This is a genomic window from Allobosea sp. RAF48, from assembly GCF_052114025.1.
Classification (GTDB): Bacteria; Pseudomonadota; Alphaproteobacteria; order Rhizobiales; family Beijerinckiaceae; genus Allobosea.
In genome coordinates, this window is record NZ_JBFRDZ010000003.1 from 347,151 (window position 1) to 362,139 (window position 14,989).

General features: G+C 66.5%; 10 protein-coding genes and 1 pseudogene. 5 read left to right on the plus strand and 6 right to left on the minus strand.

The window, feature by feature from the left end; translation table 11 throughout:
• Positions 1 to 30: 30 nt before the first annotated feature.
• A pseudogene (locus AB4Z10_RS07890) lies at positions 31 to 1,495 on the minus strand (DUF1800 domain-containing protein).
• A 272-nt stretch (positions 1,496 to 1,767) separates the two neighbouring features.
• Between AB4Z10_RS07890 and rpiB the strand changes: the two are divergent.
• Together rpiB and AB4Z10_RS07900 are read left to right on the plus strand one after the other, a co-directional pair.
• Positions 1,768 to 2,217, plus strand: a complete 450-nt coding sequence (gene rpiB / locus AB4Z10_RS07895; protein WP_441469830.1) for a ribose 5-phosphate isomerase B — start codon at positions 1,768 to 1,770, stop codon at positions 2,215 to 2,217.
• 321 nt (positions 2,218 to 2,538) lie between these two features.
• Complete coding sequence (locus tag AB4Z10_RS07900; RefSeq protein ID WP_441469831.1) at positions 2,539 to 4,176, plus strand: arylsulfatase; 1,638 nt, start codon at positions 2,539 to 2,541, stop codon at positions 4,174 to 4,176.
• A 164-nt stretch (positions 4,177 to 4,340) separates the two neighbouring features.
• On the opposite strand, the gene AB4Z10_RS07905 is transcribed toward AB4Z10_RS07900, so the two are convergent.
• On the minus strand, positions 4,341 to 5,432 hold the full coding sequence (locus tag AB4Z10_RS07905) for an ATP-dependent DNA helicase (protein ID WP_441469832.1): 1,092 nt from the start codon (positions 5,430 to 5,432) through the stop codon (positions 4,341 to 4,343).
• Between the two features lie 82 nt (positions 5,433 to 5,514).
• Complete coding sequence (locus tag AB4Z10_RS07910; RefSeq protein ID WP_441469833.1) at positions 5,515 to 7,176, minus strand: methyl-accepting chemotaxis protein; 1,662 nt, start codon at positions 7,174 to 7,176, stop codon at positions 5,515 to 5,517.
• A 197-nt stretch (positions 7,177 to 7,373) separates the two neighbouring features.
• Here AB4Z10_RS07910 and AB4Z10_RS07915 point away from each other — a divergent pair, with 197 nt between their 5' ends.
• Positions 7,374 to 8,363 carry an alpha/beta hydrolase gene (locus tag AB4Z10_RS07915; RefSeq protein WP_441469834.1) on the plus strand — a complete coding sequence of 330 codons (990 nt, stop codon included), beginning with the start codon at positions 7,374 to 7,376 and terminating at the stop codon, positions 8,361 to 8,363.
• 22 nt (positions 8,364 to 8,385) lie between these two features.
• Positions 8,386 to 9,240 (plus strand): alpha/beta fold hydrolase, encoded by an 855-nt coding sequence (locus AB4Z10_RS07920; RefSeq protein ID WP_441469835.1) that lies wholly within the window; start codon positions 8,386 to 8,388, stop codon positions 9,238 to 9,240.
• 15 nt (positions 9,241 to 9,255) lie between these two features.
• On the opposite strand, the gene AB4Z10_RS07925 is transcribed toward AB4Z10_RS07920, so the two are convergent.
• The gene (locus tag AB4Z10_RS07925) at positions 9,256 to 9,840 is read right to left on the minus strand and encodes a GNAT family N-acetyltransferase (protein ID WP_441469836.1); all 585 of its coding nucleotides are present in this window, start codon (positions 9,838 to 9,840) and stop codon (positions 9,256 to 9,258) included.
• Between the two features lie 90 nt (positions 9,841 to 9,930).
• Here AB4Z10_RS07925 and AB4Z10_RS07930 point away from each other — a divergent pair, with 90 nt between their 5' ends.
• Positions 9,931 to 10,548, plus strand: coding sequence for a LysE family translocator (locus AB4Z10_RS07930; protein ID WP_441469837.1), 618 nt, complete (start codon positions 9,931 to 9,933; stop codon positions 10,546 to 10,548).
• An 18-nt stretch (positions 10,549 to 10,566) separates the two neighbouring features.
• Here AB4Z10_RS07930 and AB4Z10_RS07935 read toward each other — a convergent pair whose 3' ends face one another.
• Positions 10,567 to 11,262: an SDR family oxidoreductase gene (locus AB4Z10_RS07935; RefSeq protein WP_441469838.1), complete on the minus strand. Its 696-nt coding sequence runs from the start codon at positions 11,260 to 11,262 to the stop codon at positions 10,567 to 10,569.
• Between the two features lie 34 nt (positions 11,263 to 11,296).
• Complete coding sequence (locus AB4Z10_RS07940) at positions 11,297 to 14,896, minus strand: hydantoinase B/oxoprolinase family protein (protein ID WP_441469839.1); 3,600 nt, start codon at positions 14,894 to 14,896, stop codon at positions 11,297 to 11,299.
• Positions 14,897 to 14,989: the final 93 nt, after the last annotated feature.

Here is a 14,989-nt window from a genome sequence, read left to right on the forward strand (position 1 = left end):
CATCGTCATCGTCGTGGTGATCCATCGGCCTCACCTCCGCTGGAATTCGGGCGACATCAGCAGCAGCGCCAGCGCCTGCGGGCGGCTCTCCGCCCGCGCCACCGCCTGCTTCGTCTCGGGCGAGAGAATCGGACCGAGAATCTCCTCGCTCAGGCCACGCGGGTCCGGCACCGCGTTCGCCGCCTGCCGGCCCCAACCGGCGGCGACATCGATGCGCGTCTTGATGCCTTCGGCCGAGGCCCAGGCGGCATTGGTGTCGGCATAGCCGTTCGGCCCGGAGGGCTGCCAGAAGGGCTGCCCCATCGCCGCCAGCGGCCCGGCGATCTGGCCGAAATCGGGTTGTCGGCCCAGCGCCCGATAGGAGGCGATCAGGAACTCCTGCGGCGAGCGCATCTTGCTTGCCGGCGCCGTCCATGCCGCGTTGCTGCCAATCAGCGCCCGGTACACAGCGGGCAAATCTCCGCCGCTCTGGCGGAAAGTCGCGGCCAGAAGCTCGACGAGCTCGCGCGGAGGATCGTCCGCCACGAAATGGCGTACGAGCTTGGCCGATGAACCGCGCGGTGGCGGGATGGCGGGCGAGGTCTGTCAGGGCCGCAACGCCCTGCGCCCGGCCCGGCTGATCGTAGGAGCGGCCGAGCAGCGGCGTCACGCCCGGCTCGTGCAGGCCGGCGTTGAAGGCGAAGGAGCCGGGAAAGCCGAGCACGCCCTCGCGCCCCACGACGGTCCAGCCGGTGATGATGCGGGCGAGATTGGTGACGTCCGCCTGGCTGTAGCCGCCGGAGACGCCGAGCGTGTGCAGTTCCATGATCTCGCGGGCGAGGTTCTCGTTCAGCCCGCGCCCGCGCCGCCGGCCGGCGGCGGAATTGGGGCCGACGGACTGGCGGTTGTCGAGGAAGTCGAGCATCGCCGGGTGGCTCTCCGCCGCGACCAGCATGTCCTCGAAGCGGCCGAAGACATGGGGGCGGATCGCCTCGCGCTCATAGCTTCCCGCCATGATCCGGGACATGTTGCTCTTGGTCGCGCCGATGCAGAAATGGTTCGACCAGAACATCACCAGCCGTTCGGTGAGGCCGGTCTCGGCCGCGAGCGCCAGATCGACCCGCGCCTTCACCTCGTCGCGATAGGTGCGATAGGGCAGCGCCGGCTCGCTCGACGCCTTCGGAGCCTGCGCCATTTGGCTCTGCGAAGGAGCCGGCTGCGCGTCGGCCTGCGCCGCGTTGGCGACCTGCATGCCCTGAGCGGGCTGCGGCATAGCCATACGCCTGGCCTCGCGCTCCCGCTTCTCATCGTCTTCGAAAGCGTAGAGTGCCTTGCCAATCTCGGCCGCGCCTGAAAGCAGCACGCCCTGAGGCTGCGCGACGACCCCGGCCGCGATCTCGGCCAGCAGCCGGTCCCGCGCCTGCCGGCGTATCACCTCGCCCTGCCACGGCTTCGGCCCGAGACCAAAGCGCAGGAGGGCCACCGCCCCCGCCTTCAGATCGTCCGGTCCCGCCATGCCGCCGGCCTCCGCTGACCATCCCCACCAGCATCCGCAGCGACTATGGCAAAAAAGCAAAGAGATTCATGACAATTCGGCAATGTTCGACGGTGAGGCTCGGCTCGTGGAACATCCAGACAGCCCGCTCCCGACCCCTTCCAGGCATCGCCCCTGTCCGCATTCGGCAGGTTGCAGCCATTCGAAGAACGGGAAGAATTGACGAAACAAAAAGCACCTGATTCAACTCGGCCGAGCTGCCAGATTACCTCGGGAAACGGGACGACTTCGCCTTGATAGCCAGCAATCGCATCGTCCTCTCCAGCGACCACGCCGCCATTCAGCTCCGGCAGGCCATTGCCGCTCATATTGCGACGCAGGGCTGGGTGGTGGTGGACATCGGACCGACGACGCCGGAGAGCACACACTATCCCAAGCACGGCGAAGCGGCGGCGCGGCTCGTCGCCTCCGGCGATTGCCGGTTTGGCATCATCCTATGCGGCACCGGCCAGGGCATCATGATGGCGGCGAACAAGGTCAAGGGCATCCGTTGCGGCGTCTGTGCCGACACATTCTCAGCCCGCATGATCCGCCAGCACAACGATGCCAACATGCTGTCGATCGGCGTGCGCGTGGTGGGCGAAGGGCTGGCGCTCGATATCGTGGATGCGTTCCTGACCGCCCAGTTCGAGGGCGGCCGGCACGCGACGCGGGTGGCGATGATTGAGGCGCTGGAGGAGTAGCGCCGTTCGTTGCTTCCCGCTTCGGGACATGCCCTGTTGCAGGCAACGGACCAATGTCCGGACGCGCGACGTGGCCGACATTTGACGGCATTCGGAATGCGAAGGAACGGCTGGAACGGCCCTCACGAACAGTCCAATCGCGTAATTCAAATTGATCGGCCGTGTCTGCCTTCGCAGTTTCCTCGGCTAAGCTCTGACGCCCAGAAACGTCAAGTGCGCCTTCCCTAGAGAGCTGCTAGGTTCCATTCGCCAGCATAAGAGCACGTACTGAGTTTAGATGCGCTTTGTCTCCGTAGAACCACCTTGACGAGGAGGATTACGATGACGACCGGCTTGCCTTCGAAGACTGTCACCGGAACGATGCCGCAGGGCGATCATGCCCTGGACAGACGCAAGATCCTGCTGGGCGGTACGACGCTTGCCGCCGCCTCCGCCCTCGGCGCGGCGGCGCCAGTCCAGGTGGCGCAGGCGCAGACGGCACCTGCTACGACCTCCGCTCGTCCGCCGAACATCCTTATTATCTGGGGTGACGACATCGGCACCTGGAACATCAGCCACAACAACCGCGGCATGATGGGTTACATGACGCCCGGCATCGACCGGATCGCACGTGAAGGCGTCTCCTTTACCGACTATTACGGCCAGCAGAGCTGCACGGCGGGCCGTGCGGCCTTCATCAGCGGGATGGTGCCGGTGCGCACCGGCATGACCAAGGTGGGCCTGCCCGGCGCCAAGGAAGGCTGGCAGGCCAGCGACCCGACGATCGCCGCCCTGCTCAAGGACAAGGGCTACGCCACAGGCCAGTTCGGCAAGAACCATTTCGGCGACCAGGATGAACACCTGCCGACGCGGCACGGTTTCGACGAGTTTTTCGGCAGCCTTTACCATCTCAATGCGTCGGAAGAGCCGGAGAACTTCGACTATCCCAAGGACGTGGAATTCCGCAGAAAGTTCGGCCCGCGCGGCGTGATCAAGGCAACCGTCGATGGCAAGATCGAGGATACCGGTCCGCTCACCAAGAAGCGGATGGAGACGATCGACGAGGAGACGGTCGCGGCAGCCAAGGATTTCATCAGCCGACAGAAGGCGGCCAACAAGCCGTTCTTCTGCTGGTGGAACGCGACGCGGATGCATTACCGGACACATGTGAAGGCTGCCAACCGCGGCAAGTCGGGCCAGGACGAGTATTCTGACGGCATGGTCGAGCACGACGCCATGGTGGGCGACCTGCTCAAGTTCATGGACGATCAAGGCCTCGCCAACGACACCATCGTCTTCTACTCGACCGATAACGGCCCGCATTACAATGCCTGGCCGGATGCCGGCACGACGCCGTTCCGCAGCGAGAAGAACTCGAACTGGGAAGGCGCCTATCGCGTGCCGGCCTTCGTGCGCTGGCCCGGAAAATTCCCGGCCGGCACGACGCTGAACGGCATCGTGGCGCATGAGGACTGGCTCATCACGCTGCTGACGGCCGCCGGCATGCCGGACGTGAAGGAACGGCTGATGAAGGGCGATACCTTCGCGGGCCGGAAATACCGCGCCCATCCCGACGGCTACAACATGCTCGACTACTTCAGCGGCAAGGTGAAGGAATCGCCGCGCAACGAGTTCTGGTACGTCAATGATGACGGCCAGGTCGTCGCCGCTCGCTACCAGGACTGGAAGGTCGTCTTCCTGGAGAACCGCGGTCAAGCCTTCGGCGTCTGGCGCGAGCCGTTCGTCGAGCTGCGGGCGCCGCTGCTGTTCCACCTGCGCCGGGACCCATTCGAGAAGGCGCAGCACAACTCCAACACGTATAACGACTGGTTCATGGATCGAGCGTTCGTCGTCGTACCGATCCAGGGACTTGCGGCGCAGTTCCTCCTGTCCATGAAGGACTATCCGCCGAGCCAGTCGCCGGGATCGTTCAACCTGAGCAAGATCGAGGCGCAACTGCGAGGCGCCGGTGGCGACTAGTCGTATCGTTCTGCACGTCGCAACGACGGGGCCGTTTCACAATCACAACGATGCCCCGTCATGTATGTCCAACCTCTTGGGGGGAGCCTTCGGCAGCGCACGGGGTGTGCTGCTCGACCCTTGGCAATGTCCGCTTCCCACCACCCCCAACAGGACGCTCGTCCCTACATCACCACCGTGATCGTTTCGGCCGCGCGCGTCAGCCCCGTATAGAGCCAGCGCGCCCGGTGCTCGCGGAAGGCGAAGCTCTCGTCGAAGAGCACCACGTCGTCCCATTGCGAGCCCTGCGACTTGTGCACCGTCAGGGCGTAGCCGAAGGTGAACTCGTCGGTGTGCTTGCGCAGCTCCCACGGCACCTCCTCCTCGGTCCCGTCGAAGAAGTTCGGCAGCACCGAGACCTTTACCGCCTTGGCGCCGGTGTCGTCCTCCGGCGTCACCCGCATGGTGACCAGCCCCTTCTTCGAGGTCTTGATCTCCTGCACGATCCAGGAGCCGCCGTTGAGCAGGCCCTTGCTCTTGTCGTTGCGCAGGCAGACCAGCTTCTCGCCTGCAACCGGGCTGTTGTCCGTGCGGCCCATGAGCTGGCGGATGCGGGCGTTGTAGTTGCGCCGCGTCTTGTTCATCCCGACCAGGACCTGATCGGCCGTCATGACGATCTCGGGATTGACCTCCTCGCGCCGGATCACGCGGCTGGGGCCATAGTCGCCATAGTCGAGCCGGCCGCCCTCGCGCACGATCATCGACATCCGCACGATCGGGTTGTCCGCCGCCTGCCGATGCACCTCGGTCAGCATCACGTCGGGCTCCTGCTCGGTGAAGAAGCCCCCGCCCTTCACCGGCGGCAGCTGCGCCGGGTCGCCCAGAACCAGAACCGGCGTGCCGAAGGAGAGCAGGTCGCGACCCAGCTCCTCGTCCACCATCGAGCATTCATCGATGATGATCAGCTTGGCCTTGGTGGCGGCGCTCTCGCGGTTGAGCACGAAGGTCGGACTCTCCTCCTCGACCCCGCGCGAGCGATAGATCAGCGAGTGAATGGTCTGCGCGCCATGGCAGCCCTTGTTGCGCAACACGAGCGCGGCCTTGCCGGTATAGGCGGCGAAGACGACCTCGCCGTCGACCGCCTCGGCGATATGGCGCGCGAGCGTCGTCTTGCCGGTGCCGGCATAGCCGAACATGCGGAAGAGCTGCGGCTCGCCGGCCTGCAGCCAGCGCGCCACGGCGGTCAAAGCCGCATCCTGCTGGGGCGACCAGCTCATCGCGAGGGAATCGTCGAAACGGGCATGGCGCAAATGGGGCCGAGTCGCCCCGCGAAGGCAAGCGCAACGATGCCGAAACCGATCAGGCCATGCGCAGGCGCCGCACGAAGGCTCCTGCCTCCACCTGAAGCGCATTGATCCGCCGATCGAGTTCGCCGGCGCTCTGAGCACCCATATCGGCCTGCCCCACGGTCTGCAGATTGGCCGTCGCGATCTCGGACATCGCAATGGCGGCCGTCGCAGTCACGTCCGAGATGCGTCCGACCGTCTCGCCGAGCGAGCCGAGAAGCTCGACATGCGATCCCACCATCGTGGCGATCTCGGTGCCGGTCTGCTCGACCGCGGCGACGCTCGCTCCGATGGCAGATACGGCTTGCGCCGCATGGGACAAGGCTTCGTCGGCCTGCGCGATGCGATGGACGATCCGCGCGGCGGCTTCCGACGCCTGGTTCGCCAGGGTCTTCACCTCGGCTGCGACGACGGCGAAGCCGCGTCCTTGCGCACCGGCGCGGGCCGCCTCGATCGTGGCGTTCAGCGCCAGCAGATTGGTCTGGCGCGCGACCGCCTCGATGATGCCGACGACATCGCGGATCTGCGCGGCGTTCTCCGTCAGACGCGAGACCAGAGCGTGGGTTCCTGCCGCTTCGCGGGTTGCGGCCGTGGCCATCTCGGAGACGCGCCTGACCTCGGCATTGATCTGGCCGATGACATGCTCCATCCGCAGCGCGGCCTCGGTCGAACGAATCGCCTCGACGCCGGCTCCATCGACGGAAGCGGCCGCCGTCTCCGTGCTCTTCGAGACCTGATGGACCCGCACCGCCGAGTCCTGCAGCGCCATGCGCAGCACCTCGCTCTCCCGGCCGATCTCGCCGAGCAGCAGGCCGAGCCGTGCCTCGAACTCGTCCGCTATCCGGGCAAGCTCCGTGCTGCGCATCTGCGCGTGGCGTCGCGCATCGCCCGCCTCCGCCTCGCGTGTCACCAGCGTCGCCCTGACTTCGCTGAACTGGCGCACGACGCGGGCGAGCTCGCCGATCTCGTCGGCCCTCCCGCGATAGGGCACCTCGATGACCCGGTCCGAGGCCGCGGCTTCGCCGATCGCCGCCATAAGCCGTCGCAGCGGGCGCGTCAGATGGTTGCGGAGCAGGAGCCAAGTCACGAGACCGCCGCCGAGCGGCAGCAGGCAGGCAAACAGAATGGTCCGGAGGCGGACATTGCCTGCGCGCTCCTCGGCACGGACCGTCGCCTTGCTGGCCCGGCGCGCAAGCTCGTCACGCAAGGCCGATGTCGTCGTGATGATCTGATCGACATTGATGCGCGCATCTTCGGCTCCGGCCTCCAGAAGTGCCGCCTTCGCCGAAACCCGGCGGCCGATGTCGACGATGCCGCGCTGGAAAGCGATGAAGGTGCGGATCCTCGCGTCCAGGGTCGGGTTCGCTTCGCGCAAAGCGGCAGGCAAGGCCGAGATCAGATGCGCGCGGGCCGCATCGACCAGATCGACGGAGCCGTCGAGCCGCTCGAGCATGGCTTCGACCTGCTGCGTTGACATCTCGGGATCGACATTGCTCTGCAACGCGGTGGCGGCGACTCGGCTTGAGAGCAAGGAAGCGCTGCTGGCAAGGCCTATATCGGCAAAGGCCGCAGCATCGATGCGCCGGGCCTCGTCGAAACCGCTCAACGCACTGAAGAGGCCGAGCGCTCCGGCGAGGCTCAGCAACGCGAAGAACGCCATGATCTTCGCCGTCAATCCCAATCGCCTCATGGTCGTCACTACCTCATAGCCGGGGCTCCTTTCGCAGATGCGAACGAACGCAAGGTTAATGCGGATCGACATACCGAAACAAAATCAATATTTTAGCCGATTACATAACGGTACTGACCGCGGCATTCCGTGTCGGCTCCCGCGCCATTGCTCGCGGAGAAGAGGCAGCCTAGCTTCGCGACATGAGACCTCGCGCCACCCAGATTCTCCTGCTCTGCCTCGGCCTTGTTCTGGCTGGCTATGCAGCCTTCGTCCTTTCGCCCTGGCCTTCGACCCTGCTGACGCGGCTTGCCTTCGGCTACGGCGCATCGAAGACCGATGCCGCCCTCGCCAAGCATGTTCCGGCCGATATCCGCGAGCTGCTCGATATCCGCTACGGCGCCGCGGAAGAGGCACGGCTCGATGTCTACCTTCCGCGAGGCGATGCCACGCCGGGCCGACCGACCCTCGTCTGGATCCATGGCGGCGCCTTCGTCGCCGGCGACCGCAAGGATGTCGCGCCCTATCTCAAGCTTCTCGCCGGGCGCGGATTTCCTGCCGTCGCGGTGGGCTACACGCGCGCACCGACAGCCCGCTATCCCGAGCCGGTTCTGCAGGTGAACGAAGCGCTCGGCTTCCTGCAACGCGAAGGCCAGCGCCTCGGCCTCGACCCCAGCCGGGTCGTGCTTGCCGGCGACTCGGCCGGTGCCCATATCGYAGCGCAACTCGCCGCAGGGCTGACCGGCAAGGACTATGCCGAACTGCTCGGCCTGAAGCCGGCCATGGACCCGGCAAACCTGCGAGGCACCGTCCTGTTCTGCGGCGCCTTCGACCCGACGTCGTTCGAGCTGACCGGCCCCTTCGGCGGCTTCATCCGCTCCGTGCTCCTGGCCTATTTCGGTACGTCGAACCCCTTCGACAGTGAACGCATCACCGAAGCGGCGGTGCCTCGCTATGTGACGGAGGCCTTTCCCCGCAGCTTCATTTCAGTCGGCAACGGCGATCCGCTGGCGCCGCAATCCGTGGTGATGGCCCAGGCGCTGCGTGACCACGGCGTCAAGGTCGACACGCTGTTCTTCCCGCCCGAGACCGAGCCGAAGTTGCCGCACGAGTACCAGTTCGATCTCGATCGACCGGAAGGCAGGCTGGCGCTCGACCGGCTGACGACCTTTCTGGCCGGGCTCGGCGGCTGACCGGCCATTGGAGCTATAGACCATGCGCGTCGAGGTGAATGGCGTCCGCCTCTATGTCGACGTCGAAGGAGCGGGCCTGGTTCCGGACGGGCCGCGGATGCGCGAGAAGCCGACGCTCCTGCTCCTGCATGGCGGCCCGGGTGGGGACCACAGCATCTACAAGCCAGGCTTTTCGGCGCTGCGCGACATCTGCCAGATCGTCTACTACGACCATCGCGGCTGCGGCCGCAGCGATGACGGGCCGCGCGAGCACTGGACGCTCGCGCAATGGGGCGATGACGTGAAGGGCCTCTGCGATGCGCTCGGTATCAATAGACCTCTTGTCCTCGGGACCTCCTTCGGTGGCTTCGTGGCCCAGGCCTATGCGACCCGTCATCCCGACCATGCTGGAAAGCTGATCTTGGTGAGCACGGCAGCCAAGGTCGATTTCGAGGAGATTTACGCAGCCTTCGAGCAGTTCGGAGGCAGAGAAGCGGCGACGGCAGCCCGGAACTACTGGTCGGCACCCTCCGATGCGACGCGCGCGGTTTATCGCGAGATCTGCTTGCCGTTCTATTCGGCTCGCAAAAAGGCACGCGACAGGCGCTGGCTGAGCCGCGCGATCATCCGCAACAATACCGGGGAGCATTTCAACGGTCCGGGCAACGAGCACGGCCGCTTCGACTTCCGGGAGGCGCTTGGCCGCGTTTCCTGCCCGGTCCTCGTCATGGCCGGAGACAAGGACCCGGTCACGCCGATCGCCTTCAGCGAAACGATCGCGGCCAGCCTCCCGCCCGGGCAGGTCCGCTTCCTGCGCTTCGCCGATTGCGGCCACGGCGTGGTCACCGACGATCGCGAAGGCGCCTTCCAGGAAATCCGGGACTTCATCCTCGGCTGAAGCGAAGCCGCCCCGTCACAGCACCAGCCGGAGCAAAGGCCGCCCCGGCTTCTGCCGGGCCACCTCGACGAAGCCGGCGCGTCGGAGCACGCTTTCCGGCCCGACATAGAGCCCGTCGGCGCTGCGCTTCTCCCGGTTGTCCATGGCCGCGGCCTCGATCAGCCGCGCACCACTCTCCCGCGCGAAATCGATTGCGCCCTCGATCAGCGCGCCGGTGACGCCCTGCCCGCGAAATCCGCGCCTGACGAAAAAGCAGGAAGCCGCCCAATTGCTGATGTCCTCGGCCGGCGCGTCAGCCAGCGGCGTCGAGGCGCGGCGCGGATTGTTCCACTCGGGGATATCAGCCCGCGGCCCCACCTGCAGCCAGCCCACGGCCTTGTCGTCGGCATAGGCCAGCACGCCCGGCGGCGGCCCCTGCCTCACCCGCTCCTCGAACAATCGGCGCGCCCCCTCGCCGAGCAGCGGCTTGCGCAGGCGCTGCGGCATGCGGAAATGGTTGCACCAACAGCCATAGCAAGGCCCTTGCGGCCCGAAGAGATCCGCCAGATCGCCCCAGCGCCCGGTCGTCAGCGGAAGCACGGCAAAGCCATTCCGGCCCATCACAACCTCTCCTTCGGCGGCCATCCGAGACCGCTGGACAAGGAGCGGACATCGGCAGATCACTAGGCGACACAGCCGGAGACCCGCGCCATGTCGCTCGAAGTCTATGCCGCCTATCTGCTCGCCTGCATCGTCATCATCATCGTGCCCGGGCCGACGGTCACGCTGATCGTCGCCAACAGCCTGAAGCACGGTACCCGCGCCGGCCTCCTCAATGTGGCAGGAACGCAGGCTGGGCTCGCGATCATGGTCGTGGTCGCCGGCATCGGGCTGAGTTCGGTCATCGCCGCGCTCGGCCACTGGTTCGAGTGGCTGCGACTGGCCGGAGCCGTCTATCTGATCTGGCTGGGCTGGAAGATGTTTCGCTCGGCGGGCTCCGGTCTCGACGGTGGCGCGCGGGCGAAGCCGCCGCGCGGCGGCTTCTTCCTGCAGGGCGCGCTCGTCGCTCTCAGCAATCCAAAGACGCTGCTGTTCTTCGGCGCCTTCTTCCCGCAGTTCCTCGATCCGGCACGCGACCACGCCACCCAGATCGCGATCATGGGCACGACCGCGCTGGCCTTCGCCGCGCTCAGCGACGGCGCCTATGCGCTGCTGTCCGGGCGCGCCGGCCATCTGCTCTCGCAGCGGCGCGTCCGGCTCCTGTCGAAGCTCAGCGGTGGGTTTCTGGTCGGCGGCGGGCTCTGGCTCGCCTCGACGCGGGCGAGTTGAGCCACCGACCAACCGCGATCACCAGGCGATCTTTTCGCCCTTGTAGTCGCGGAAGCTGTTGGTCTCCGCCATGCCGGAGACGTCGATGGTGCGGATCAGCCCGCCGGCACTCTGAGCCGGGGTGATGTCGGCACCGCCGCCGCCCATGTCGGTCTGGACCCAGCCGGGATGGAACAGCATCACGCTGACATTGCGCTCGCGCACGCTGTTGCCGAACACGACCATCGCCATGTTCACCGCCGACTTCGACGAGCGGTAGATCAGCGCATTTCCGGGGTTGGCGCCGATCGAGCCCATGCGGCTGGAAATCGTCGCGATCTTGCGCCCCTGCCCAGCCTCGACATTCGGCAGGAAGGCCTGCGCCACCCTGATGGGTGCGTAGACATTGACCTCGAAGACCTCCCGCCAGGCATCGAAATCGACGTCGAGGCCCGTTTGCCGGTCGCGCGGGCCATAGAGGCCGGCATTGTTGAGCAGCACGTCGATGGCGCGACCGGCCAGCGCATTCTTGGCCGCGGCGACGCTCGCATCGGAGGTAACGTCGAGTTCGAGCGGCGTTACCGCTCCGGGGTGCGCGGCGGCGAGTTCGCCGAGCGCCCCGCCCCAAGGTTCGCGCGCCGCGGCGATGACATGGTCGCCCCGGCGCAGCAATTCGATGGTGAGCGCGAGACCGATGCCGCGATTGGCACCGGTGATCATCCAGGTCTGGGGCATGTCCGTCTCCATGGTAGAGGGACGGACCTAAGCCTCAGTCCTTCGCTTTTCCATAGCCGCCCGCCGTCGGCGTGATCACGGTCACCGCCTCGCCGGCCTGAAGCAGCGTCTGGTCGGAGGGCTTCAGCTCCTCGACCTGCCCGGAAAGCCGGCGCACCAGCGTCCTGCCGAGCTGGCCGGGCTCGCCGCCCTTGACGCCGAAGGGCCGCACCCTGCGGTGCGAGGCGAGGATCGCGCAGTCCATCGTCTTGAGGAAGCGGATGGTGCGGCTGGTGCCGTCGCCCGCTGTCCATTCGCCCTTGCCGCCCGAGCCGAGGCGGATATGGAAATCCTCCAGCACGACCGGAAAGCGCGTCTCCAGAATTTCCGGGTCGGTCAACCGCGAATTGGTCATGTGGACGTGCACGCCCGAGGTGCCGTTGAAGCCCGGCCCGGCCGGCGAGCCCGAGCAGATCGTCTCGTAATACTGGTACTGGTCGTTGCCGAAGGTGAGGTTGTTCATCGTGCCCTGCGAGCAGGACATCGCCTGAAGCGCGCCGAACAGCGTGTTCGTCACTGCCTGCGACACCTCGACATTTCCGGCCACGACGGCCGCCGGATAGCGCGGCGCCAGCATCGAGCCTTCGGGCACGACGATCCTGATCGGCCGCAGGCACCCGGCATTCATCGGGATGGCGTCGTCGACCATGACGCGGAAGACGTAGAGCACCGCGGCGCGCGTCACCGGCGCCGGCGCGTTGAAATTGTCCGGCCGCTGCTCCGAGGTGCCGGTGAAATCGACCGTCGCCTCGCGCTTTTCGCGGTCGATGGTGATCTTGACCTTGATCGCGCAGCCCTGGTCCATCGGATAGGTGAACTCGGCATCGTGGAGCTTGGTCAAAAGCCGCGCCACGCTCTCGGCCGCATTGTCCTGGACATGGCCCATATAGGCCTGCACCACGTCGAGACCGAAGGAGCCGATCATCTTGCGCAGCTCAGCCACGCCCTTCTCGTTGGCGGCGATCTGCGCCTTCAGGTCGTTGACGTTCTGCACGACGTTGCGCACCGGATAGCGCGCGCCGGTCAACAACTTGACCAGTTCCTCCTCGCAGAAGCGGCCCCGATCGACGATCTTGAAGTTGTCGATGTAGACGCCCTCTTCCTCGATATTCGTCGCCAGCGGCGACATCGAGCCCGGCGCCGTGCCGCCGACATCGGCGTGATGGCCGCGGCTCGCCACCCAGAACAGGATGTCCCTGTCCTGCGCATCGAAGACCGGCGTGCAGACCGTGATATCCGGCAGATGCGTGCCGCCATTATAGGGCGCGTTGAGGCAGTAGACATCGCCCGGCCGGATCACCGGGTTGTTCGAGATGACCGTCTCGACCGAACGGTCCATCGACCCCAGATGCACCGGCATATGCGGGGCATTGGCGACGAGCGCGCCGGTCTGGTCGAAGACGGCGCAGGAGAAGTCGAGCCGCTCCTTGATGTTCACCGAATAGGCGGTGTTCTGCAGCGTCACGCCCATCTGCTCGGCGATCGACATGAACAGGTTGTTGAAGATCTCGAGCATCACCGGATCGGCCTTGGTGCCGATCGCCGCCTGCTGGACCAGCGCCTTCACGCGGACGAGAACGAGATGGTCCTTGGCCGTGAGCTTCGCGCTCCAGCCCTCCTCGACGACGACGGTCTGGTTCGGCTCGATGATGATCGCGGGGCCGGCAACGCTCTGGCCAGGCAGCATCGCCTGACGCCGGACGATCGCCGCATCGTGCCATTCGCCCTTGGCGAAGAAGCGCGTGCGCTCGGCAACCGCCGGCTCGCCCGCCTGCTCCGAAGCGGCAGCTTCCTCGAACTTGGCGCCGCCGCCGACGGCCTCGACCTCGACGGCCTCGACGACCAGCGCCTTGGTCTCGTCCATGAAGCCGAACCGCGCCTTGTGCGCCGTCTGGAAGGCCTCCTGCATCGCAGCGCGCGTGCCGGCTGGCACGGCGATGGCCGTGTCGGTGCCGGCATAACGGATATGGGCTCTGGTATGGATGGCGATGTCGCCCTCCGCCACGCCCTGCCCCGCGACTTCCGCGCGGGTCTCGGCTCCGAGCTTCTCGGCCACAGCCTCGATCGCCGCCTTGGCCTCGCCGTCGAGCGGGACATCGAGCGCCGCGGTGCGTGTCGAGCGGATTTCGGCGAGCCCCATGCCATAGGCCGAAAGGAGGCCGGAGAAGGGATGCAGCAGCACCGTCTTGATGCCCAGCGCATCGGCCACCAGGCAGGCGTGCTGACCACCGGCGCCGCCGAAGGAGTTCAGCGCGTAGCGGGTGATGTCATAGCCGCGCTGGACCGAGATCTTCTTGATCGCCTCGGCCATATTGGCGACGGCGATCTGGATGAAGCCGTCCGCAACCTCTTCCGGAGAGCGGCCGTCGCCGACCTCCTTCGCCAGCGCCGCGAATTTCGCCCGCACTGTCTCGACATCGAGCGGCTGATCCTGCTTCGGCCCGAAGATCACCGGGAAATAGGACGGAATCAGCTTGCCGACCATCACGTTCGCGTCGGTCACCGCGAGCGGGCCGCCACGGCGATAGGCAGCCGGGCCGGGATTGGCGCCGGCCGAATCCGGGCCGACGCGGAAGCGCGCGCCGTCATAGTGGAGGATCGATCCGCCACCCGCAGCGACCGTATGGATCAGCATCATCGGCGCGCGCATCCGCACGCCCGCAACCTCGGTCTCGAAGGCGCGCTCATATTCGCCGTCGAAATGGGCGACGTCGGTCGAGGTCCCGCCCATGTCGAAGCCGATCACCTTGTCGAAGCCGGCCGAGCGGCCGGTCTCGGCGAGGCCGACGACGCCGCCGGCAGGGCCCGACAGGATGGCATCCTTGCCCTGGAACAGCTCGGCGGCGGTCAGCCCGCCCGAGGACATCATGAACATGAGCCGCGCGCCGGTGCGGGCAACGTCGAGCTCCTCCGAAACCTGCTGCACATAGCGGGACAGGATCGGCGAGAGATAGGCGTCGACCACGGCGGTGTCGCCGCGCCCGACCAGCTTCACCAGCGGCGAGACCTCGTGGCTCACCGAGACCTGCGGGAAGCCGATATCGCGGGCGATGCGGGCCGCGACCTGCTCATGCGCCGAGTAGCGATAGCCATGCATGAAGACGATGGCGACGGCGCGGAAACCGGCATCGTACTGCGTTTGCAGCGCGCTGCGGATCGCCGCCTCGTCGGGCGCGCGCTCGACGGTGCCGTCGGCCAGCACGCGCTCCTCGATCTCGACGACGTGGTCGTAGAGCTGCTCGGGCTTGACGATCTCCTTGGCGAAGATGTCTGGCCGCGCCTGGTAGCCGATGCGCAGCGCGTCGCGGAAGCCCTTGGTGGTGACGAGCAGCGTGCGGTCGCCCTTGCGTTCGAGCAGCGCGTTGGTAGCGACGGTGGTGCCCATGCGCACCTCGCCGACGGCGCCGACCGGAATCGCCTCGCCCGCCTTCAGGCCGAGCAGATCGCGGATGCCCTGCACCGCCGCGTCACGATAGGCGCCGGGATTCTCCGAGAGCAGCTTTCTGGCATGGAGATTGCCAGCCGGATCGCGCCCGATCACGTCGGTGAAGGTGCCGCCGCGATCGATCCAGAAGTCCCAACAGGCTGCCGACATAAGACGTTCTCCCCTCCGCCGCGCCAGCTTCGTACTACGCTGACGTTTCATCGATAAATCGTCGATGAGTTATTGACAAGGCGATTCCGCCGG

What these genes read in the sequence shown, in the direction of transcription:
- AB4Z10_RS07900 (WP_441469831.1), top strand. Translation starts at nt 2,539, where the DNA reads ATGACGACCGGCTTGCCTTCGAAGACTGTCACCGGAACGATGCCGCAG.
- AB4Z10_RS07905 (WP_441469832.1), bottom strand. Translation starts at nt 5,432, where the DNA reads ATGAGCTGGTCGCCCCAGCAGGATGCGGCTTTGACCGCCGTGGCGCGC.
- AB4Z10_RS07920 (WP_441469835.1), top strand. Translation starts at nt 8,386, where the DNA reads ATGCGCGTCGAGGTGAATGGCGTCCGCCTCTATGTCGACGTCGAAGGA.
- AB4Z10_RS07925 (WP_441469836.1), bottom strand. Translation starts at nt 9,840, where the DNA reads ATGGGCCGGAATGGCTTTGCCGTGCTTCCGCTGACGACCGGGCGCTGG.
- AB4Z10_RS07930 (WP_441469837.1), top strand. Translation starts at nt 9,931, where the DNA reads ATGTCGCTCGAAGTCTATGCCGCCTATCTGCTCGCCTGCATCGTCATC.
- AB4Z10_RS07935 (WP_441469838.1), bottom strand. Translation starts at nt 11,262, where the DNA reads ATGCCCCAGACCTGGATGATCACCGGTGCCAATCGCGGCATCGGTCTC.
- AB4Z10_RS07940 (WP_441469839.1), bottom strand. Translation starts at nt 14,896, where the DNA reads ATGTCGGCAGCCTGTTGGGACTTCTGGATCGATCGCGGCGGCACCTTC.